Origin of the sequence: Orrella daihaiensis (assembly GCF_022811525.1) — a bacterium.
In the GTDB taxonomy this organism is placed as follows: Bacteria; Pseudomonadota; Gammaproteobacteria; order Burkholderiales; family Burkholderiaceae_B; genus Algicoccus; species Algicoccus daihaiensis.
Genome location: NZ_CP063982.1, coordinates 224,570 through 246,696, shown reverse-complemented (window position 1 = coordinate 246,696; position 22,127 = coordinate 224,570). Strand labels below are relative to the sequence as shown.

At 53.7% G+C, this 22,127-nt stretch carries 19 protein-coding genes; 14 read left to right on the top strand and 5 right to left on the bottom strand.

Annotated elements, in window-relative coordinates:
• The first annotated feature begins 25 nt into the window (after positions 1–25).
• From rsmB to DHf2319_RS01065, 12 genes are all read left to right on the top strand, one after another.
• Positions 26–1,381 carry a 16S rRNA (cytosine(967)-C(5))-methyltransferase RsmB gene (gene rsmB, locus DHf2319_RS01120; RefSeq protein ID WP_243478976.1) on the top strand — a complete coding sequence of 452 codons (1,356 nt, stop codon included), beginning with the start codon at positions 26–28 and terminating at the stop codon, positions 1,379–1,381.
• The gene (locus tag DHf2319_RS01115) at positions 1,378–1,983 is read left to right on the top strand and encodes a DUF4390 domain-containing protein (protein ID WP_243478975.1); all 606 of its coding nucleotides are present in this window, start codon (positions 1,378–1,380) and stop codon (positions 1,981–1,983) included. Before rsmB ends, DHf2319_RS01115 begins: the two co-directional genes overlap by 4 nt.
• Positions 1,980–4,289 (top strand): sensor histidine kinase, encoded by a 2,310-nt coding sequence (locus DHf2319_RS01110; protein WP_243478974.1) that lies wholly within the window; start codon positions 1,980–1,982, stop codon positions 4,287–4,289. The genes DHf2319_RS01115 and DHf2319_RS01110 overlap by 4 nt, the downstream gene beginning before the upstream one ends.
• 11 nt (positions 4,290–4,300) lie before the next feature.
• Entirely contained in the window at positions 4,301–4,993 is a 693-nt protein-coding gene (locus DHf2319_RS01105; protein ID WP_243478973.1) for a response regulator, read from the top strand.
• Positions 4,990–6,369, top strand: a complete 1,380-nt coding sequence (gene trkA, locus DHf2319_RS01100) for a Trk system potassium transporter TrkA (protein ID WP_243478972.1) — start codon at positions 4,990–4,992, stop codon at positions 6,367–6,369. The genes DHf2319_RS01105 and trkA overlap by 4 nt, the downstream gene beginning before the upstream one ends.
• A 2-nt stretch (positions 6,370–6,371) precedes the next feature.
• Positions 6,372–7,841 (top strand): TrkH family potassium uptake protein, encoded by a 1,470-nt coding sequence (locus tag DHf2319_RS01095; protein WP_243478971.1) that lies wholly within the window; start codon positions 6,372–6,374, stop codon positions 7,839–7,841.
• A 70-nt stretch (positions 7,842–7,911) separates the two neighbouring features.
• Positions 7,912–8,736 (top strand): sulfite exporter TauE/SafE family protein, encoded by an 825-nt coding sequence (locus DHf2319_RS01090; RefSeq protein WP_243478970.1) that lies wholly within the window; start codon positions 7,912–7,914, stop codon positions 8,734–8,736.
• Positions 8,737–8,866: 130 nt separating this feature from the next.
• Positions 8,867–9,328 carry a Smg family protein gene (locus DHf2319_RS01085; protein WP_243478969.1) on the top strand — a complete coding sequence of 154 codons (462 nt, stop codon included), beginning with the start codon at positions 8,867–8,869 and terminating at the stop codon, positions 9,326–9,328.
• 9 nt (positions 9,329–9,337) lie between these two features.
• Positions 9,338–10,222, top strand: coding sequence for a tRNA glutamyl-Q(34) synthetase GluQRS (gene gluQRS, locus DHf2319_RS01080; protein WP_243478968.1), 885 nt, complete (start codon positions 9,338–9,340; stop codon positions 10,220–10,222).
• A 59-nt stretch (positions 10,223–10,281) separates the two neighbouring features.
• Positions 10,282–12,906, top strand: coding sequence for a DNA topoisomerase III (locus DHf2319_RS01075; protein ID WP_243478967.1), 2,625 nt, complete (start codon positions 10,282–10,284; stop codon positions 12,904–12,906).
• Positions 12,907–12,936: 30 nt separating this feature from the next.
• Complete coding sequence (panB, locus tag DHf2319_RS01070) at positions 12,937–13,776, top strand: 3-methyl-2-oxobutanoate hydroxymethyltransferase (RefSeq protein WP_243478966.1); 840 nt, start codon at positions 12,937–12,939, stop codon at positions 13,774–13,776.
• A 14-nt stretch (positions 13,777–13,790) separates the two neighbouring features.
• Positions 13,791–14,300 carry an SET domain-containing protein gene (locus DHf2319_RS01065; RefSeq protein ID WP_243478965.1) on the top strand — a complete coding sequence of 170 codons (510 nt, stop codon included), beginning with the start codon at positions 13,791–13,793 and terminating at the stop codon, positions 14,298–14,300.
• A gap of 4 nt (positions 14,301–14,304) precedes the next feature.
• Here the strand turns inward: DHf2319_RS01065 and DHf2319_RS01060 are convergent, their stop codons facing one another.
• Positions 14,305–14,820 (bottom strand): DUF3429 domain-containing protein, encoded by a 516-nt coding sequence (locus DHf2319_RS01060; RefSeq protein ID WP_243478964.1) that lies wholly within the window; start codon positions 14,818–14,820, stop codon positions 14,305–14,307.
• A 36-nt stretch (positions 14,821–14,856) separates the two neighbouring features.
• Here DHf2319_RS01060 and DHf2319_RS01055 point away from each other — a divergent pair, with 36 nt between their 5' ends.
• A complete protein-coding gene (locus DHf2319_RS01055; protein ID WP_369810205.1) occupies positions 14,857–15,669 on the top strand; it encodes a ferritin-like domain-containing protein in 813 nt (270 codons plus the stop codon).
• Between the two features lie 9 nt (positions 15,670–15,678).
• Here DHf2319_RS01055 and leuA read toward each other — a convergent pair whose 3' ends face one another.
• Complete coding sequence (leuA, locus tag DHf2319_RS01050) at positions 15,679–17,391, bottom strand: 2-isopropylmalate synthase (protein ID WP_243478963.1); 1,713 nt, start codon at positions 17,389–17,391, stop codon at positions 15,679–15,681.
• Positions 17,392–17,809: 418 nt separating this feature from the next.
• Positions 17,810–18,358 carry a hypothetical protein gene (locus DHf2319_RS01045; RefSeq protein ID WP_243478962.1) on the bottom strand — a complete coding sequence of 183 codons (549 nt, stop codon included), beginning with the start codon at positions 18,356–18,358 and terminating at the stop codon, positions 17,810–17,812.
• 37 nt (positions 18,359–18,395) lie between these two features.
• Here DHf2319_RS01045 and rpoN point away from each other — a divergent pair, with 37 nt between their 5' ends.
• Positions 18,396–19,808: an RNA polymerase factor sigma-54 gene (rpoN, locus tag DHf2319_RS01040; RefSeq protein WP_243478961.1), complete on the top strand. Its 1,413-nt coding sequence runs from the start codon at positions 18,396–18,398 to the stop codon at positions 19,806–19,808.
• Positions 19,809–19,814: 6 nt separating this feature from the next.
• Here the strand turns inward: rpoN and DHf2319_RS01035 are convergent, their stop codons facing one another.
• Both DHf2319_RS01035 and DHf2319_RS01030 read right to left on the bottom strand, forming a co-directional pair.
• On the bottom strand, positions 19,815–20,444 hold the full coding sequence (locus tag DHf2319_RS01035) for a hypothetical protein (protein ID WP_243478960.1): 630 nt from the start codon (positions 20,442–20,444) through the stop codon (positions 19,815–19,817).
• A 33-nt stretch (positions 20,445–20,477) separates the two neighbouring features.
• Positions 20,478–22,088: a peptide chain release factor 3 gene (locus DHf2319_RS01030; RefSeq protein WP_243478959.1), complete on the bottom strand. Its 1,611-nt coding sequence runs from the start codon at positions 22,086–22,088 to the stop codon at positions 20,478–20,480.
• Positions 22,089–22,127 lie beyond the last annotated feature (39 nt).

The following is a 22,127-nucleotide window of genomic DNA, read 5'->3' as shown; positions in this document are numbered from 1 at the left end:
GCCTTGGCAAGCCTAAAATCACGCCATGAACTCGCCCAATCCAGCCCTTTCTGAAATTTTGTTTGCAAGTAGCCGCTGTCTGGCAGCTGTGCAAACGGGGCATTCATTAACCGAGGCCTTGGCTAAATTGCCCAGCAAGATGCGTCCGGCAGCACAAGCCGTGGCTTGGTACGCCATGCGTCACTGGGGTCTGGCACAAGCGTGGCGAGATTTCGCCTTAAGTCGCCAACCCAAACCTTGGCTTAGCTGCCATGTGGCGTTGACATTGTTGCTGCTCGATGCCGCCATGATTGAGCATGGCCATGCCGGCGAAGACTCTTTACAGTCACCGCTCGATCAGTATTGTCCGCGATACGCCCCCCATACACTGGTGGACCAGGCCGTGCGCGCCGCTGAATTGGCCAAGCAAGGCAAAGCCGGCTGCGGTCTGGTCAACGCTGTTTTAAGGCGGTTTCAACGCGAACGGCCGGCCTTTTTAGCAGCCGTCAAACACAATCCTGTCGCGCGCTGGAACCATCCAGCTTGGTGGATTAAAAAACTTAAAGCCAATTACCCCAAAGACTGGCAAACCATTCTTGATGCAACGCTCACGCCGCCCAAACTGGTGCTGCGCATCAACCGCAGACTTACGAGCACCGAACAAGTGCTCGTCGCATTTCATGTCGCAGGATATCGTTGTCGATCCTTGGGCCAAGATTCAATCATGCTTGAAGACTCGGCTGTTGTCAGTGCGTTGCCCGGGTTCACGCAAGGTCACTGGTCCGTTCAGGATCAGTCAGCGCAGCTTGCTGCACCATTACTTGGGCTTAGAGACGGTCTGCGAGTGCTCGATGCGTGCGCAGCCCCGGGCGGCAAAACTGCCCACTTGCTTGAATTAGCCGATGTCAAATTGACCGCACTGGACCACGACTCAAGTCGCCTGGCAAGAGTGAAGGAGAATCTATCTCGCCTTCAGTTGATGACGGGCGATGTGACCTTAAAGGTGGCCGATGCCAGAGCACTCGAACAATGGTGGGATCGTCAGCCATTTGATGCCATTTTGGCTGATGTGCCTTGCACAGCCAGTGGCGTGGTGCGCCGCCATCCTGATATCGCATGGCTTAGGCGAGAGTCCGATGTGTCTCAAACAACCATGCTGCAACGTGAAATACTTGATGCCCTGTGGCAAACTTTGGCGCCCGGTGGTCGGCTGTTGCTAGTAACATGTTCGGTGTTTCCAGAAGAAGGTGAGGGCCAAGCTCAAGCCATGCTCACTCGACACGCCGATGCTATTCGCTTGCCAGCTCCTGGCCAAATCCTGCCTGAGCCAGCTACTGACTCTGCGCCGGGGCATGACGGCTTTTTCTATGCAGCGTTTGAACGCAAGGCCTTGGACAGATGACGGTCGCTGCTGCCACGCTTCGCAAAATGCTGCGCTGGCTTTCTGCCTACGTGCTGATGTTTTTTTTTCTAGGCTCTGCGCAAGCCGAAACAACGGCCAGAGCGACGATTGAACGCATTGAGCCGCTAGTGATTGGCGGCCAGCTTAGTCTGGACATCGATATTGACTTGACGCTTAACACCAGCATGAAGCAGGCTTTATCGCGCGGCGTGCCTCTATATTTCTCTATAGACCTCGAAATCGAACAGCCCCGGTGGTGGTGGCTCAATAAAAGCATCGTCGACACCAGGCTTGAAAGACGCCTGTCCTACAACACCCTAACCCGTTCGTGGCGTGTATCAACTGGTGATTTGGCAATAGCGGCTGCGTCCTACGAGGATGCCATTAATTTGCTGGCACGCATTCGTGACTGGCCAGTTGTACTGAGCGACCGGTTTGAACAAGATCAGCAATACATTGGAGAGATACGCATCCGTCTTGATGTCGATCGGCTAGCCCGGCCGTTACAAATGGACAATGCCAATCGAGACAATTGGACCCTCAATAGCCCCTGGAAGTCATTTGAGTTCTCCATCCGGCGCGATACGGGGGTAGCGCAATGAGCAGACGCACATGGCTTTTACTGGTAACTGGGGGCGTCACGGGTCTGGGTCTTTTTATTTTGTTGACATGGTCCACCGGCAGTGCATCGCGTCTGGCCCATTTCCATGAATTATTGGTCTACCTGAACTTTGCCTTGGCACTGGGCTTGTTCGCCTGGGTGCTGGGTCTAAGCATCAAGTTGATTCGTCAACTACGACGCGGCAAGTTTGGTGCCCGGCTAACAGCTAGATTTGCACTGGCTTTTGCCTTAATTGGTGTTCTGCCCGGCGCACTGATCTACACCGTCTCCATACAGTTCATGACTCGGTCTATTGAGTCATGGTTTAACGTTCGTGTTGACTCAGCCTTGGATGCCGGCCTTGCACTTGGACGAGCTGCGCTAGATGCCCAAATCAATGAATTGGATACCCGTGCCCGCGCCATGCTGCCTAGTTTTTCTGGTGCGACTGATGCGCAATTGCCGGCTTTGCTTGACCGGGTGCGCGAGGTAACTGGCGTGCGTGAAGCCATGGTGATGACGAGCTCCGGGCGACCGATCGCTTTTGTGACTGAACAACTGAATACTTTGGTGCCACAAAGTCCTCCGGCAGGCGTTCTGAATCAACTGCGCGTATCGGGCAGCTACGCTGGCGCTGAAACTGTCTCAAACACAGCGCTGCAAACTGACCCCTCTGGACTGATTCTGCGGGTGATATTGCCCTTGGGATCAGCGGGCGGCGTCTCAAACCTGCTCGTTAGCAACGAGGTGCGCTGGTTGCAGTTGGTCAAAGCAGTACCCGAAGACTTGGTGATGAATGCCGAAGAAGTACGTGAGGGATATCGAGACTATCAAGAGCTTGCGTTTTCTAGGCAGGGACTGCGACAACTGTTCGGTATTACCTTGACACTGGCTCTATTGCTGGCGGTGTTTGCGGCCATGGCCGTGGCCTTGTTTTTATCCAAGCGGCTGGTGCAGCCCCTGCTCGTACTGGCCTCAGGCACACAAGCAGTCAGTGTTGGCGACTTTCGGCCGCTTGCCGAGCCCCCACAAAATGATGAGGTTGGGCAGTTAACACGGTCATTTAATGCCATGACGCGACAGCTTGAAGAGGCAAGACGGCTCGTTGACATGAACCGGCGGCAACTTGAGCAGTCCAAGCTCTACACCGAAGGGATCCTCGCTAATTTGTCAGCCGGTGTGCTGGTGTTCGACGAGTTTTTTAGGATCACGCTGTTTAATCAGGGGGCCCAATCCATCCTCGGTATCGACCTGCGAGCAGCCAAAGGCCGACCACTGGAGACAGTGCCTGGCGCTTTGGTGTTGGCCTCAACGGTCAAACGTGCGTTTTCTCAACTAGCGGCAACCAATTCTGAGCGGCTGCACTGGCAGGAGCAGTTTGAAATTACCCTGCCGTGCGCCGATGATGCCGAAGCAGAACACACCATCACGCTTTTAGCGCGTGGCACTCACTTGAGTCTCGATGGCCGTGGCAATGGCTACGTTGTCGTTTTTGATGACATCACTGCGGTGATCTCTGCCAACCGCACAGTTGCCTGGGGTGAAGTGGCGCGGCGCATGGCGCATGAAATTAAAAACCCACTTACGCCAATTCAACTCTCAGCCGAGCGCCTGGCCATGAAGCTTGAAAACAAGCTCGAACCCACCGACGCTGAATTACTCAAGCGATCGACTAACACCATCATCAATCAGGTTGGCTCGTTAAAGCACATGGTCGACGAGTTTCGGGAGTACGCCCGCCGTCCACCCTTGGTGTTTGAACCTGTGGACCTGAATCATTTGATTGAGGAGGTTCTTATCCTATACGGATGGGATCCTATTACCAAAACCTCTGGCAGCGACGCCACTGGTGTGCGGTTTGAATCCAGACTAAGTGAATCCTTGCCCTTGGTCCAAGGCGATCAAACCCAGCTCAGGCAGGTCATCCATAATCTTTTGAGTAACGCTCGTGACGCCATACAGGAGAGCGGCAAAAGTGGCACGGTTCAAATTGCCACCGAGCATGTCGACCCCGCGGATAAAGCGGCCAAGGACGAACAACGCGTCATTCGACTAATCGTCTCCGACGATGGGCCCGGGTTTGCTGGGCAGTTGCTGCAACAAGCCTTTGAACCCTACATCACCACCAAAACCCATGGCACAGGATTAGGATTGGCAATTGTCAAAAAAATCGTAGATGAACATGGCGGCTATATTGACATCTCAAACCGGCGCAATGGCGGCGCTCGGGTTACGATCTTGCTGATGCCCATGACAACAGCGGTAGACGACAGCTCTTCAGAAGACGATAATGACGTCAGTAGATAGGTAAAGGAATCATGGCCCGAATTCTGGTAGTCGACGATGAAGTCGGCATTCGTGAGTTGCTCTTCGAAATTCTCTATGACGAGGGGCACACCGTTGAACTGGCAGAAAATGCCGCTCAGGCTCGCGCAGCGCGTCAGCGCATACGCCCGGATCTGGTGTTGCTCGACATTTGGATGCCCGACACCGATGGTGTGACATTGCTACGCGAATGGGGCTCGCAAGGCTTGCTGGACATGCCAGTGATCATGATGAGCGGCCACGCCACCGTCGACACTGCGGTTGAAGCGACCAGGATCGGTGCGGTTGATTTCCTCGAAAAGCCCATCACGCTGCAGAGGCTGCTAAAAACCATCCACAACGGATTGAACCGCGATAAGCCGGTATCGGTTCCGTCAGCCCCTGGCAAACCAACAACGGCCATCACGGCCGATGCCCAAAATCCGATGGCAACCAGTGCTGACGAGAAAGAGCCGGAGCCCGTCGATTCTGTGCCCGAACAAAAGCCCGGGCTGTCCGGCAACATTTCGCTTGACCAACCTTTGCGCGAGGCACGTGACGAGTTTGAACGAGTCTACTTTGAGTATCACCTTGCTCGTGAAAACAACAGCATGACGCGGGTGTCCGAGCGTACCGGGCTGGAGCGGACCCACCTGTATCGCAAGTTAAAGCAACTTGGCATCGAAGCCCGCAAACGCAGCTCATGAAGATCCTGATCGTCGGCGCCGGCCGTGTCGGCACGAGCGTAGCAGAGAACCTGGTGTCAGAACACAATGACATCACGGTCATTGACCCCGAACCCTCTCGTCTGTCTGACCTGCAAGAGCGTTTTGATTTACGCGGTGTGGTCGGTGATGGCTCACAGGTCTCTGCCATGGAGCGGGCTGGCGCTGAAGACGCGGATATGATCATTGCCTGTGCCGCAAGCGACGCAGTGAACCTAGTCGCCTGCAAAATTGCTCGGCAGGTTTTTAATGTTCCCAGGCGTGTGGCGCGTATCCGCTCCTCCGAAATCCCGGCGATGCCAGAGCTGCTCGGAGAAAACGGGTTTTGCGTTGACGCGCTCATCAGCCCCGAGAGTAGCGTTACGGACTACCTGACCAAGCTCGTTGAATTCCCAGAGGCACTACAAGTTGTCGACATGGCCCAGGGTCGGGTCAGTGTGATCACGATGCGCGTCAGTCTTGATGGCTTTATGGCCAATCATCCACTTAAAGACCTGCGGGCCATGAACCCTGATGTCAACGCCAAAGTCGTGGACATCATGCGTCTTGGCAGGGCAATCACCATCTCACCCGAGACCATTTTGCGCCCAGGCGACGAGTTGCTGTTGATTGCCGATACCATCCATGCGCATCAGGCAGTCCACCAAATGAATCGCTCCAAAGATCAAGTTCGCCGAGTGATGATTGCCGGTGGCGGCAATATTGGTGCGCGGGTGGCACGCAACCTCGCCAGTGAGGGTTACAACGTACGCCTCATTGAGCAAAGCATGGAGCGCTGCGAGGAGCTTGCGACCACCTTGCCAGGTGATGTGCTCGTTCTGCACGGGAACGGTACGGACGAGTCATTGCTAGAACGCGAGAACATCGAGGAAATGGATACCTGGATGGCGCTCACCAGTGACGATGAGGACAACATCATGTCTTCGCTGATGGCCAAACGTATGGGCGCCCAGCGTGTCATCGCCCTGATAAACCGGCAGGCATACGGTGAACTGATGCAGGGCAGTCATATTGATATCGCCATCTCACCGTCGCAGGCCACCATGAGCGAATTGCTGCGCTATGTGCGCCGTGGCGATATTGTGGGAGCTCACCGGCTACGCGGAGGCTTGGCCGAAGTGCTTGAGTTGGTAGCACACGGCGACAAGAAGTCCTCGAAAGTCATTGGCAAACGAATCTCCGATCTTGATCTACCAAAAGGCGCCTCGATTGGCGCAGTGGTCCGTGAGCACAACATCATGATTTCCGATCCCGATGTGGTGATTGAGCCAGAAGATCATGTGATTGTTTTTGTGCCGTCACGTGATCAGGTACGTCAGGTCGAAAAACTCTTCCAGGTTTCGGCGTCCTTCTTCTAATTATGAGACGTTTGCTTGCCGTCATCCATGTGCTCGGCTTTACCATGGCACTGTTTGCGACCACCATGTTTGTTCCCATGGTCTGGTCCATTTTGCTTGATGACGGGCAGCTCATTCTTTTTATCGAATCGTTTGCGATCGCCCTGTTTCTCGGTGCCGCATTGTGGCTAGGCACGCTGAAATATCGTGCCGAACTGCGCCCGCGAGACGGGTTTTTGTTGGTGACCTTGGTCTGGGGATTTTTGCCGTTATTGGGCACGATCCCTTTGTTGCTGTACTTCTACGACATCGGCGCTCCGCTTAAATTCAGTGACGCCTATTTTGAGTCGATGTCTGGCCTAACCGCCACTGGCGCAACCTTGCTGAGCGGTTTAGAGAACCTGGCGCCAACCATTAATCTGTGGCGAGTGACCATGCATTGGGTAGGTGGCATGGGCATCATTGTTTTGGCTGTAGCGATTTTGCCGTTGTTAGGCGTGGGTGGTCATCAGTTGTTTCGGGCAGAAACGCCTGGACCAATGAAAGAAGAAAAGCTCACGCCCCGCATAGCGAGCACCGCCAAAGCGCTTTACGCCATCTACTTTGGCCTGTCGATTGCCTGTTTTTTAGCCTATCGAGTAGCCGGCATGTCCTGGTTTGATGCGTGGTGTTATATGGCATCGACTGTGGCTCTGGGCGGCTTTGCCCCGCATGATGCAAGTTTTGGGTATTTCAATTCGCCATTGATTGAGAGTATTGCGATCGTGTTCATGCTGCTGTCTGGCATCAACTACGCGACGCACTTTAACGCCTTCAGGCTCGGCAGCATCAAAGCTTATCGCCGCTGTCCCGAAGCGATTCCATTTGTCGGGATTGTGTTGGGTATGGGGGTGATCATCGGGTTTTACCTTTGGTTCATGGACATCTACCCCGACATTCAGACGGCTTTGCGCTTCGCGGTGTTCAATACGGTGTCCATAGCGACAACGGCTGGGTTTGCCAATACTGATTACGCCGCATGGCCTTTGATTGCGCCTTTGGCCATGATCGCGCTGGGTATGTTCAGTACCAGCTCGGGCTCAACCGGCGGTGGCATCAAGATGATCCGCGCGATGATGCTGGTCAAGCAAACCCGCCAAGAAATGGTTAGTATTTTGCATCCCCACGCAGTGACGCCTGTTTTATTAAAGGGCAGATTAATACCCGCCCGCGTGCTTGCCTCAGTGCTAGCCTTCATGCTGCTATATGGTTTCTCTATTGCGGTCTTGACTGCACTCATGCTCCTAAGCGGGGCCGATGCCACGACTGCATTCACTTCCGTTATCGCATGTGTCAACAACATTGGCCCCGGTCTTGGCGAGGTGGGCCCAGCCGATAACTACCTGAGCATGAATGATTTCCAGGTATGGATCCTGTCATTCGCGATGATGATAGGCCGTTTGGAGTTATTTACTGTTTTAGTGCTGTTTTCTGCAGGTTTTTGGCGCAAGTAAGCTCGCGTTTTCAGATACGCCGCTTGGTTATACTGCCTGCTAATCATCCCTTTCTGGCCTTGAACGATTCATGGATCCCTTTTTCTTTCTCGCCTACGCAATCCTGGGCTGTGTTGCGGGTTTTGCTGCTGGGCTACTTGGCATTGGTGGCGGCATGCTGCTCGTGCCGTTCCTGACTGCACTGCTGACACTTCAGGGACTACCGCTAGAATTAGTCGTTCACTCAGCGATTGCCACTTCGATGGCATCGATTCTTTTTACCTCTCTCTCAAGTGTGCGCGCACACCACAAGAAAGGTGCGGTTCGCTGGGATTTGGTCAAGAGCTTCGCGCCTGGCATTGTCGCTGGCGGCCTGCTGGCAGGCGGTGCAGTATTCGCTGCCCTCAAAACCGGCTGGCTAGCATTGATTTTTGCGGTGTTTGTCGGCTACTCAGCGGTTCAAATGCTGGCCAACCGCAAGCCCAAACCAAGCCGCCAAATGCCAGGTGCGCTCGGCACCGCCGGCGCGGGCGCTGGTATCGGATTTTTATCTGGTTTAGTGGGTGCAGGCGGCGGATTCGTATCGGTTCCTTTCATGTTGTGGTGTAACGTGGTGTTGCATCAGGCCGTGGCAACATCGGCTGCACTTGGCTTTCCGATCGCCTTGGCCAACACGATTGGCTATGTGTGGTCTGGCATGTCGGTACAGAACCTGCCGCCCGGTATGGTTGGATACATCTACTGGCCAGCACTGCTTGTTCTCGTCCTGTTTAGCGTCGTGCTCGCGCCGGTAGGTGCCAAGGCTGCGCATGCCTTGCCTGTGGCTACGCTGAAGCGTATTTTTGCTTTCATGCTGTTCGGGCTTGCGGTTTACATGCTCTATAAATCAGCGTTGTCGTTTGGCTGGATTTCGTGATACGAAGTTTTTGTCAGATATTGGGTTACTCCCTAAAAACCGCGATTGCAGATTTAGTGAATTAAGCTTAAATTCGAGTCATAGATGGCTTTTCAGTCAGCGATATATTTCATGACAGGAGGGGCGGGCCATGTTTGATGTACTGGTGTACCTGTTTCACAACTACTACACGCCCCAAGCTTGCCCAACGGCAGATGTCTTGGCTAAGCGGTTATCCGCCGCGGGCTTCGAAGATGATGAAATCGACGAAGCATTGCAGTGGTTGATGGGCCTTGCCCAAACCACAGAACACTGTGTCGATCTGGCTCAGTACACTGGCAATGGTGCACGGGTCTATGCTGAGGTTGAGCGGCGGCAATTAAGCCCTGAAGCCATTGGATTTATTACCTTTCTAGAAAACACGGAGGTGCTTGCCGCACCGCTTCGTGAAATCGTGATCGAGCGCGCACTAGCTTGTGAAGAGTGCCCTGTCACGTTAGATCGCATCAAAATTATCGCGCTCATGGTGCTATGGAGCCAGGAGGCAGAAGTGGATCACCTGATTTTGGAAGAACTGCTTCGCTTGCACGATGGCGAAGATACCTGCCACTGAACCAGCAAGGTGTATGTAGGACGTTTTGCGCCGAGCCCTAGCGGCCCGCTCCATGCGGGATCCTTGGTGGTTGCTCTGGCTAGTTATCTTGATGCCAAGGCTGCAGCCGGTAAGTGGCTGGTGCGCATCGAAGACATTGATACGCCGCGCATATCAGCCGGGGCTGACCAAATCATCTTGCAGCAACTGACCGCGTTGGGCATGGGGTGGGACGGTGATGTCTGGTATCAGTCGCAACGACTTGGCCATTATCAGAGCGCATTTGATGTGCTCAAAGCCAAATCAATGGTCTACCCTTGCGTTTGTACGAGACGAGAGATTGCGGACTCGGTGCTAGCGCTGCATGGTGAATTTCCTGACGGTGAGCGGCCCTACCCCGGCACCTGCCGGGATGGCATCAAACCCGGTCGAAGCACTAAGTCGTGGCGTTTTCGTCTGCCAGCAGCCATGGTGAGTTTCAATGACCGTTGGTGTGGACCACAATCTCAGGATGTGAAACACCAAGTCGGGGATTTTGTGATTCGCCGAGCAGATGGCATCTGGGCCTATCAACTCGCTGTGGTGGTCGATGATGCCGATCAAGGCGTGACCGATATTGTGAGAGGCCAAGACTTGCTCACGAGCACCGGGAGACAACACCTACTGGCCAGAGCGCTACAAATCGCGCCACCTTCCGTTATGCACGTCCCATTGGTGGTAGATGATCGGGGTTTGAAACTATCAAAACAAAACGGTGCACCAGCCATTGACACCCGCGAGCCGCTTAAAACGCTACTATCTGCTTGGCAACATCTGGCCCTTGGCGAGCTTGCAGTCACGACAGTGGAAGCGTTCTGGCGAGAGGCAACCACTCGCTGGGCCGGACATTTTCTACTAAGTCGACTTGCGCCGTAGTTCAATACGCCCGTATCATCCCCGCTGGTATCGTCGCTTCCGACGATTGCAGGAAACAAATGAGCAAAGCACTAATCATCGCGGAAAAGCCTTCAGTGGCACTGGACATCTCCAGAGCCTTGGGCGGCTTTACGCGCCAAGGCGACTTTTTTGAAAGTGAGGAATATGTACTATCCTCAAGCGTAGGTCACCTTTTGAGCCTTATCGCGCCAAACGACCCCGTCAAAGGAAAATGGAGCTTTACACATCTGCCAGTCATCCCGCCAGAGTTCGGACTAAACCCTAGCGACAAAAAGTCGGCCGAACGATTAAAGCTTTTAGTCAAACTGATCAAGCGCAAAGATGTTGACCGTCTCATCAATGCCTGTGACGCAGGTCGTGAGGGTGAGCTGATATTCCGATATATCCAGCAGTACGCAGGCACGAGCAAACCGGTTGCACGCCTGTGGCTGCAATCCATGACGCGCGACGCGATACGGGACGCCTTTCAAAACCTGCGTCCTGATGAGTCATTAAAGCCCCTCGAACAAGCAGCACGATCTCGTGCCGAAGCCGATTGGCTCGTTGGCATCAATGGCACACGCGCCATGACCGCATTCAACAGCAAAGACGGTGGCTTCTTCAAAACCACGGTTGGGCGAGTGCAGACCCCAACGTTAGCGATCGTGGCCGAGCGAGAGGCCAAAATCCGTGACTTTGTCTCTCGCGACTACTGGGAAGTGCACGCAACTTTCATCGCGGCTGCCGGGATCTATGAGGGCAAATGGTTCGATCCGGATTTCAAGAAAGATCCCAAGGACGCCGAGCAACGTGACACACGGTTGTGGAGTGAGACGGCTGCCAAGACAGTTGTGGCAGCCTGCCGAGGTCAAACTGGCATCGTGTCAGAGGACTCCAAACCGAGCACTCAATTGTCACCCCTTCTGTTTGACCTGACCTCCTTGCAGCGCGAGGCCAACAGCCGGTTTGGGTTTTCAGCCAAAGCGACACTGTCATTAGCCCAATCGCTTTATGAGCGTCATAAAGCTTTGACCTATCCTCGAACCGATTCGCGTTATCTGCCAGAGGACTACATCAACACGGTCAAAGAGACTTTTGGGGTGATTGCCGAAGGTGAAGGGTCCATTGCCCCGGTATTGGCTCCACACGCTAAAAAAATCCTTGCTGAAGGTTGGGTCAAACCTAACCGCCGGATCTTTGACAACAAAAAAGTCTCAGATCACTTCGCGATTATTCCAACGCTGCAAGTACCAAAAGAGCTAAGCGAAGCCGAAGCCAAGTTGTATGACCTGGTCGTCAAACGGTTTTTGGCGATTTTCTTTCCAGCTGCCGAGTACCGTGTCACTACACGGATCACACAAGTGCAGGCGCACAAGTTCAAAACAGAAGGCAAGGTTCTCGTGTCACCGGGATGGCTTACTGTATATGGAAAATCAGCACAAGAAGACGATGCCACACTGATACCCGTGGACCCAGAAGAAACTGTGCGCACTGAAGATATTGAATCGGTCTGCCTAGCGACCAAGCCACCACCGCGATACAGCGAGGCCACCTTGCTGTCAGCCATGGAAGGCGCCGGCAAACTGATTGACGATGAAGAGCTGCGCGAGGCCATGTCTGAACGCGGCCTGGGCACGCCAGCTACGCGTGCGTCGATTATCGAAGGCTTGCTCAACGAGGGCTACCTGCGCCGAGAAGGGCGTGAGCTTGTACCCACCGCCAAGGCACGACAGTTAATGACCCTGCTCAACGGGCTTGATGTCAAAGAACTGACTTCTCCAGAGCTCACGGGTGAGTGGGAACACAAGCTCAAACAGATTGAACAGGGTGAGCTTGCCAGACAAGCCTTCATGCGCGAGATTGCGCAGATGACGCAAGTGATTGTCAAGCGAGCTAAGGAATATGATCGCGACACTGTGCCAGGTGATTACGTCACATTGCAAACGCCTTGCCCGAAATGCGGTTCAGTTGTCAAAGAAAACTACCGTCGCTACGCTTGCACCAACTGCGACTTTTCGATCAGCAAGCACCCTGGTGGACGCACGTTTGAGCCTGCTGAAGTAGAGACCTTATTACAGCACCGCGAAATTGGACCACTGCAAGGCTTCATCAGCAAAATGGGACGACCGTTTGCTGCGATTCTACGCATCGACAGTGATCACAAGCTTGAATTCGATTTTGGGCAACGCGAAGAAGAGGACACTGAACCAGTGGACTTCTCCAACGCGACCCCGCTTGGCAAGTGCCCCAAATGTAGCGCCCGAGTCTTTGAGCATGGTATGAATTATGTGTGCGAAAAGTCTGTTGGCCCCGACAAGACCTGTGACTTCCGAACCGGCAAGGTAATCCTGCAACAAGAGATCTCACCGGAACAGGTCACCAAATTGCTTGACAGCGGAAAGACTGATTTGCTGGAGAACTTTGTATCGAGCCGTACCAATCGGAAGTTCAAGGCCTATCTGTCAGTTGGCGAGGGTGGCAAAGTAGGTTTTGAATTTGAGCCTCGTGCCGCAAAAACGCCTGCAAAAAAAGTAGCGGCTAAAAAAGCAACTAAAACAGCAACTAAAACAGCAACTAAAACAGCCACGAAAGCCGCCACAAAGGCCACCACTAAAACGGTAGCCCGCAAAACCTCAGCCAAGACAGCCACAAAGCGAGCATCGAAGACGCTCGCAGGCAATTGAAATATCCACTAAGCAGCACACTGAGAATCCATGAGCATTCATCAATCGATCAAACGCGTGACAGTGCCTCAATTAAAGGGGTGCAAAGGGCAACGCAAAATCGCGGCACTCACAGCCCACAGCAGTGTATTCGCCAGCCTAATGGACGAATACCTTGATTTCATATTGATTGGTGACTCCACCGCAATGGTCGCTTATGGATTACCCAATACCCTTTCCATTACCGTGGAGCAAATAGCTGCTCACACCGCGGCTGTTGTTAGAGCAACTGCTCACGCCTGTGTGGTTGCTGATATGCCCTTTGGTTCGTATCAGAAAACACCTGAGCAGGCATTTGAGAACGCCGCCTACCTGCTGTCAGCCGGTGGCGCTGACGCTGTGAAACTTGAAGGCGGTGAAATCATGGCCCCCACCATTGAGTTTCTGGTCAAGCGTGGAATCCCGGTGCTAGCTCATGTCGGCCTCATGCCTCAACACGTTAACACCATGGGTGGGTACAAGGCCCAAGGTATGGATGAAGCAACGGGCAAACAGGTGTTGGCTGATGCCGTGGCTGTTGAACGTGCTGGCGCATTTGCTGTTGTTCTGGAGGGTGTCAAAGAAGAACTTGCGAGCGCCATCTCCGCCAAGCTTGGCATCCCAACCATCGGGATCGGGGCCTCCGTGGCTTGCGATGGGCAAATCCTCGTGACTGAAGATATGCTCGGGCTAAACGGAGAGAACGTTCCGAGGTTTGTAAAACGCTACGCCAATTTAGCTTCTGAGGTACAGCATGCGGTACAACGGTATGCCGATGAGGTACGTGCCGGTGCATTTCCCGAGAGCAAACACTGCTTTGGTGTGAAAAGCACCACGCCTAGCAAAGCCTGACACTGGAGTATGTCGTGAGCGAAACTGCTGATTCCCAAGCCGAAGACATCGTCTGGCATGTTGTTAGACAGTCAAAGATACACGGGCGAGGTGTATTTGCCAGACGTCATATTCCTGCAGGTACCCGTATCATCGAGTATCAAGGAACCCGTATCAGCAGCCAAGAGGCTGATAGACGCCACCCTGCTAATCCTGACGACCCATTTCATACTTTCTTTTTTGTGTTGAGTAGCGGCAAAGTCATTGATGGCAATGACCACGGCAATGATGCGCGCTGGATCAATCATGCCTGCGACCCCAATTGCGAAAGCGAGGAAGGGCGCGGTGGTAAGCGGGTTTATATCAAAGCCAAACGCGATATCACCCGCGGTGAAGAGCTGAACTATGACTATGGCCTGGTCATGGATGGCAAAGTCACCAAAAAAGACCAACAAGATTATGCTTGCCGCTGTGGCAGTCCAAAGTGTCGAGGCACTATGTTGGCCCTGCCTAAAAAGAAAAAGCGTAAAAGCAAAAAAGACTAGCGCATCAAACCAAAAACCACCAGGCGATTACCATGGTGGCCAATACACCAGCGGTCAAAATCGTGCGCAGAGGAAACAACCACTGAGGGGCAACGCCCGGATAGGACCGTATGAGCCAGGCATCGCCTAGCCATTGCAGCACAAACCCCGCCGACAGCATCAGCACACCAACATCTGGTGCTACCAAAGTGGCAAACCAACCAATGAGTGCTGGAACAACACTCCAATAAAACATGATGCCTTTGGGTGCCCGCTCTCCGGTAGCCGCAGCCAAGCCCCACCAGATCGCCCCCACAAAGCTCAAAATAACCGCACCATAAGTATTAAACGCCAGCAATGAGATGACTGGCGGCAAGCCCAAGCCCAACACCTCAGATAAGGACAACAACACGAACGGGATCAAGCCGGCCAACCCTGGCAGCAAAACCGAGAGCGGGATTCTTGTGTTGTTTGTCTGCGCGCCAGTCGCTTGAGAATCAGTCATCTGTTCAATAGATTTAAGCAGGGATTTGTCTGCCATTCTAGCGCCTGTGTGTGCTGCGCGCGCTAAACTTAAATGATGACTAACAGCCGAACCATCGAAGCCCGCGAACTCGCCCAACAAGCGCTTTTGTGTAATGACGTCGCGACCAAGTGCGAAATGGCCCGCCACTTAACCGACGACGTGCCGGTTAACTTATCTGTTGCTCTTGATGAACCGGACCCGTTACCGGCTGCGCCAGGGCGTCCGAACAAACCCGTTTTAGTGGCACCGAGTGAGCTTAAACACCGCAGCGTAAGCACTGAGCATGGCAGAGCCGTGCTACTGCACGCATTAGCGCATATTGAATTCAATGCTATCAATCTGGCCTTGGATATTGTCTGGCGGTTTGCCGACATGCCTGAGCCCTTCTATCGTGACTGGCTCAAAGTAGCGCGTGAGGAGGCCTATCACTTTGGTCTGTTACAAACACGGCTTGAGTCTTTAGGCCATGAATACGGCGACTTTCCAGCTCACAACGGCTTGTGGGAAATGGCCACTAAAACGTCTAGTGACCTGTTGGCTAGGTTAGCGCTTGTACCTCGCACCCTAGAGGCCAGGGGCTTGGATGCATCACCAGCGATCCGTAGCAAACTCGCTCAAGCGGGTGATCATGACAGCGCCGCTACGCTCGATATCATTTTGCGCGATGAGATCGGCCACGTTGCCATCGGCAACTATTGGTATCGGTTTGTATGTGAACAACGCGGACTAGATCCTGTCGAGACCTATGACAGTCTTGCCATGACCTACAACGCGCCCCGCCTGCGCGGTCCATTTAATTTGCAAGCCAGGCGGCAAGCCGGTTTCGATGACATCGAACTGGCTCGCCTGCAGGACCGGGTGTAAGTTACTTTACTAAGCGGCTGTTTTATCGAGTGCGCCTGACAATTGGCTAGTGCCATACTGCGCCACGTAACGATTCAAACCGCTTAATACGGCCCGGAAAGACGCGGTCACTATGTCGCGATCAACACCCACGCCAAAGCCTGTCGGCGCATCGGCAATTCGGGCCTCAACGTAGCAGGCCGCCTTGGTTTCGGTACCGGCGCCAATGGCGTGCTCGTGATAATCAACCACCCGCAGTGGCACACCAAGGCTATTTACAAATGCCGAGATGGCACCGTCGCCTTCTCCTGTTAACACTTGGCGCTCACCATTGATTTCAAGCTCAACTTCAATAGAAAACTGCTTGCCTTCACCTGCATCAGGATCACCCGTAATCCGGTGCTTGATGAGTTTGAACGGTGAGTGCAACGAGAGATACTCGCGCTCAAAAATTCCATACACATCACGCGCACTGACCTCGCGCCCGGTTTCATCGGTCACTCGCTGGATGGCCCGACTGAACTCAATCTGCAATCGACGCGGCAGCGCCAACCCTTGCTCTTGCTCAAGCAAATATGACACCCCGCCTTTACCTGACTGGCTGTTGACCCGGATCACGGCGTCATAACTACGGCCCAAATCGGCGGGGTCAATGGGCAGGTAGGGCACTTCCCAAACGGCATCCGGCTTTTGCACGGCGAAGCCTTTTTTGATGGCATCTTGGTGCGACCCAGAAAACGCCGTAAACACCAGATCACCCACATAGGGATGGCGTGGGTGAACGGGCAACTGGTTGCAATGCTCCACTGTGCGGCGAACCTCATCGATATCTGAGAAATCAAGCCCAGGATGAATCCCTTGGGTATAGAGATTTAACGCCAAAGTCACCAAGTCCACATTGCCGGTTCGCTCGCCATTACCAAACAAACACCCCTCAATACGATCAGCACCCGCCATCAGTCCGAGCTCAGCAGCAGCCACAGCGGTGCCACGATCATTGTGTGGGTGCAGGCTTAATACGATGCTGTCGCGGCGATTGAGTCGTGTGTGCATAAACTCGATCTGATCCGCGTACATATTGGGCGTGGTGGCCTCAATCGTGGCGGGCAAGTTAAACACAATCTTTTTTTGTGGGCTCGGGTTCCAAGCCTCAGTCACCGCATTGCACACCTGGAGCGCGAATTCCGGCTCGGTGGTGCTAAAAACCTCAGGGGAATACTCGTAGTACCAATCTGTCTCTGGATGCTTGGCCATGCACGCCATCACCGTCTTGGTGCCGTCGACAGCCACTTGCATGACCTCTTCTTTGCTCATGTTGAACACGATCTTGCGAAACGCCGGCGCGCAAGCGTTATACAAGTGGATCATGGCTTTCTTGGCACCCGCAGCTGCCTCGACCGTGCGCTCAATCAACTCGGGGCGCGCCTGCGTCAAGGCAATGATAGTCACGTCCTCAGGGATGCGCTTCTCATCAACGAGTTTGCGCACAAAATCAAAGTCTGTTTGAGAGGCTGACGGAAACCCGACCTCGATCTCTTTAAGACCGATGCGAATCAGCATGTCAAAAAACTCCAACTTGCGCTCAACGCTCATGGGCTCAATAAGCGACTGATTGCCATCGCGCAAATCGGTGCTCATCCAGATTGGGGGGTGGGTTATTCGTTTGCTTGGCCATGTGCGCTCAGAAAAGTCGCGCTCAAATGGCTTGAAAGGAATGTACTTGGTGGCTGGGTTTGCAAGCATTTTGTACCTCTTTTGACCTGCTTTGCAGGCAATCATCTCTTTTGTTCGAAATTAACTGGATAGACGACCAGACGATTCACCGTCTGTCGCAAATGTGGCCAAGGGCTGCCGGACTGCCACGGGGCACTAGGCCCGGCAACCGATCGGTAGTAGTAGGGGAAGTAGGGCCGATGAGCCGGCACCAGAGACGCAACCTTCAAATGACGCAAAACGACCGGGAACGAGCGTTCCCTTGGCTGCATCAAAACGGTTGGTAATTGAGTTCATAAGTCGTAGATAAACACAAAATACGATATTTGGCAAGGGGTTAGCGACTAAAGGACATCCATCCGAATAACAAAACACCTTCGGATCGAGCAAACTTGCAGCTAATTCACCACAAATCAGTCACCGTCTCTGTGCTATCAGTACTCGTGGGTCAAGCGTCAGGCGATGCACTGCCTGGCGTCTGACCGTCGCGTGCCGACAGGAGAACCTGATGCTGGGCTCTGGCAGTTGCCAGTTTGCGTACGCGGCCACGCCTGAGTTGTTCACGAGCAGCGATCAAGTCACCAATGGTGACTGGACCCGCTTCCTTGTCCCATACCCACAGTAAAACATCTACACCCTCAGGACTCATGCCTTGAGCGAGCTTTTGCACATCGGCCACCGAGACAGACACCTCTCGACCGGCCTTGACACTAGACTTTAGCCAGCTACGAGCCAGCGACAGTACAATCAATGTGAGTATGATGGTGACTGCCCACCATAAATATGGGTTGATTCGAGTCAGAAAAGTGACGACCTGTGTCCCTAAGGACTGTAGCCCCTCGTAACTGACCAGTGATCCTCCGATCAGAATCTGCTTGGCAACCCAGAGCCAGGCCAAGGCTGCCAGCACTAGCACAACGCTGCGCCAGATCCAGCGTGGTAGGCAAAGGCGACGAAGCAACGAGCTTAGCTGCCCGATATCAGTTTTAGTGGTCAAGGTAGATTCATCCGTACGCATAGGCGACATTGTAAGCATGGTTAGGCAATCTTTAGACATCCGTTTAGGTCAACATCTTACGTTGACGCCTGCCTTGCAACAGTCGATCAGGCTGCTGCAGCTATCTAGCCTTGACTTACAGGCTGAAATTGAGCGGGCGCTTGACGAGAACCCGATGCTCGAGGCTCAGGCTGGTGAGGATACTGCCGAAGTGCTAGCTGTGGTGCAGGAGGTTGAATCCGCACCGGAGCCTGACAAGCAAGCTGAGCTCTACAGCAGCACCCGGCGCAGCCGTGACGATGACTATGCTGAGAGACCCGAAACCGGGGCAAGCCTGACATTACGCGAACATCTACTGAGCCAGCTTGGCACCACCCGAGTAAGCGCACGTGATTGCGCGCTGGTGAGTCTATTGATCGATGACCTAAACGATGACGGATTTCTGGAGTCGTCTCTAGCGACTATCTTAGAGATGCTAGATCCGGCCACCGGTGTTGAGTTAGACGAGTTACATGCAGCACTACGACTCTTACAGTCGTTTGAACCGAGCGGTGTAGGCGCTCGCGATTTGTCTGAGTGTCTGTGCTTGCAGCTCGAGCAACCGGACTACGACTGTCTACCCGGCTTACGTGATGAGAGCATTCTGAGGATCGCCCGTTTAATTTGTAAAGACCACCTCGCTACCTTGGCAAGTGGCAACCTAACCAAACTACAAGAGCTCCTTGGTTGCGATACACCAACGCTTCAGCAAGCTCACGCATGCATCCTTCGCTTAAATCCGCGCCCGGGTAGCCCATGGTCCAAACCCGCTGCTGATTACGCCATCCCAGACGTCATTGTGCGCAAAACCGCTAGCGGCTATCGCCCTGTACTGAATGAATCTGCGCTTCCCAAGCTGAACATCAACGCGGTCTATGCAGAAGCGCTCGGCTCAGCACGCTCGGGTGAGCACTCTGCTTTGCAAGGACAGCTGCAGGAGGCACGCTGGTTGATCCGTAATATCAATCAACGATTTGAGACGATTCTGCGAGTGTCGGATTTTATCGTGACACATCAACAAGCCTTTTTTGATGCGGGTTGGGGTGCGCTGAAGCCGTTAACTCTTCGCGAGGTAGCCGCGGAACTCGGGTTACATGAGTCGACGATTTCACGTGCGACTAACCAGAAGTACATGCTCACTCCTTTTGGGACCGTTGAATTAAAGCGATTTTTTGCCACGGGGCTGAGCAGTGGTAATGGTGAGACCACCTCTTCGATGGCCGTACAGACCAAGATTCGCCATCTGATAGAGCAGGAGGACGCCAATAAACCCCTGTCTGATGGCCAACTTGCAACCTTGCTTGATAAAGAAGGGATTCAGGTCGCCCGCAGAACGGTGGCTAAGTACCGTGAACTGATGCGGATTCCCAGCGCCTCTCTGAGGAAATCGCAGGCACTTGCCCGTCGCTAAGTAGTCTTAGTTGACCAAATTATTGGTAGATGGACACAACGGATGGCGTCCCCAGGCACGGTTGGGATCACAAAACTTTTTTCTGGCACGTTCGATGCAGCCTGGCCGAGAAAAAAATCCTACGTTGTCACAAGCGTCGATAGCATCGGCGAGTTGCTCATCCCAGGAACGCGTGACCGCCGGCGCCTGGGCTACTTGCACAGGCTCTTGCGCAGACGGCGCTGGCGCGGCCGCAGCCGTTAAATCGACCATTGCCACGTCTGCCTCGCCTTGTCCCAAACCAGCACCAGCCCCAGATAGCATGTCAGACACTGTGTAAGACTGGTCGCCACGACCAAGCACCACCATCGGGTCAAGATTGCTCTCAAATAGAGACACCGCCTGCACTTCCCACATAGGCTGGATTTTTTCCATTGGCTGACCAAGTGACCCGTCTAGCAACGGTTGCGGCGGGATGGCAGCCAAAGGCCTGCCAGCGGCATCACGCACAATCTCCGGCGGTCGGGTTGTATTGGTGCGTGCATCGGCCGAAATGGTTGGGGCCTGATCAACGAGCCAGTTGCCAACACCAATGCCTGCAGCGGCCGAAGCGCCGAGCATCAACACCACCAAGACAAACAACACACGCCAAGACATAAGTTTTAAAGAAAATCCCTGTGTAGGCCCAAACTACTGAAACACCTTGCCACCGTGCTCTCGCATCGTGTGAAACTGTACATCGGGATAGCGGTCCTGAACTACCCGTAACTGGGCCGGTGATCCCGCGAGGTAAGCCGGCGCCTCTACGACATCATAGGCAATCTGGGCCGCGTTGGCATCTAAAAACTTGGCCAATACCTTAGGGTCATCAGCAGTGACCCAACGCGCCAAGGTAAAGCGCGCCGGCATTAACCGGGCTTCTACACCATATTCGGTCTTTAAGCGATGGATAACGACCTCAAACTGCAACTGGCCAACCGCGCCAAGTAACAAGGTAGCACCTGCGGCAACTGGCCGAAAGACCTGGATTGCACCTTCCTCGCCTAGTTGGGTCAAACCAGTACGTAACTGTTTGGTGCGTAATGGATCTTTAACCTCCACGGCCTGAAATAATTCAGGCGCAAAAAATGGCAGGCCCGTAAAGTGAAGGACCTCGCCTTCGGTCAACACGTCTCCGAGATGCAATATCCCATGGTTGGGAATTCCAATCACATCACCCGCGAACGCCTCTTCGACCAACTCGCGCCGCTGCGACAGAAATGACACCACATTGTTTGGGCGGATCTCCTTCTGATTGCGGCTGACTTTCAGGCGCATGCCTCGGTTAAATTGACCAGAACTGACCCGCACAAACGCAACCCGATCACGATGGGCCGGATCCATATTGGCTTGCACTTTGAACACGACGCCAGTGAATTTACCCTCATCGGGGTTGACTGTGCGCTCTAACGCCTGTCGCGGCCCTGGCGCTGGCGCATACTTGACCAAAGCCTCGAGCACTTCTTGAACCCCGAAATTATTGATCGCAGACCCAAAAAATACTGGCGTCTGGCGACCTGCCAAGAACGCCTCATGATCAAAAGCCGGCGAGGCCGCCTGCAAAAGCTCAATTTCCTCGCGAGCCTGCAAAAAAGCCTGGCCAAACTTTTGTTCTAACTCTGGATTATTCAGCCCCTCAATCGTCTGGTCTTCCTGCTCGGGACGACGGTCGCGTCCCGATTGAAACAATCGCATGCGATCAAGCTGCACATCAAATACACCTGCGAATTGCTTACCCATTCCAATCGGCCAAGAAAACGGCACCACATCCATACGCAAATGTGACTCAACCTCTTGAATCAAATCAAGCGGTGGTTTGACCTCCCGGTCAAGCTTGTTGATAAAAGTGATGATTGGTGTATTGCGTGCGCGGCATACCTCTAGCAAGCGAATCGTTTGCGGCTCAACACCGTTGGCCGCATCAATCACCATTAAAGCTGCATCAACGGCGGTCAAGACGCGATAGGTGTCTTCAGAAAAATCTTGGTGACCAGGTGTATCCAACAAGTTAATGACACAATCCTGATACTCCATTTGCATCACCGATGACGCAACCGAAATACCACGCTGCTTTTCGATTTCCATCCAGTCCGATGCGGCATGACGTGATGCTTTACGCGCCTTCACGCTTCCTGCAATCTGAATCGCGCCGGCAAACAACAGGATTTTTTCAGTAAGCGTTGTCTTACCAGCGTCTGGGTGAGAGATGATGGCAAATGTGCGTCGCCTGGCGACTTCTTGTTTAGTGGAATGGATTGACATCGGTAGCGATCAAAAATCAGCGTCAGCAAAAGCGGCAAA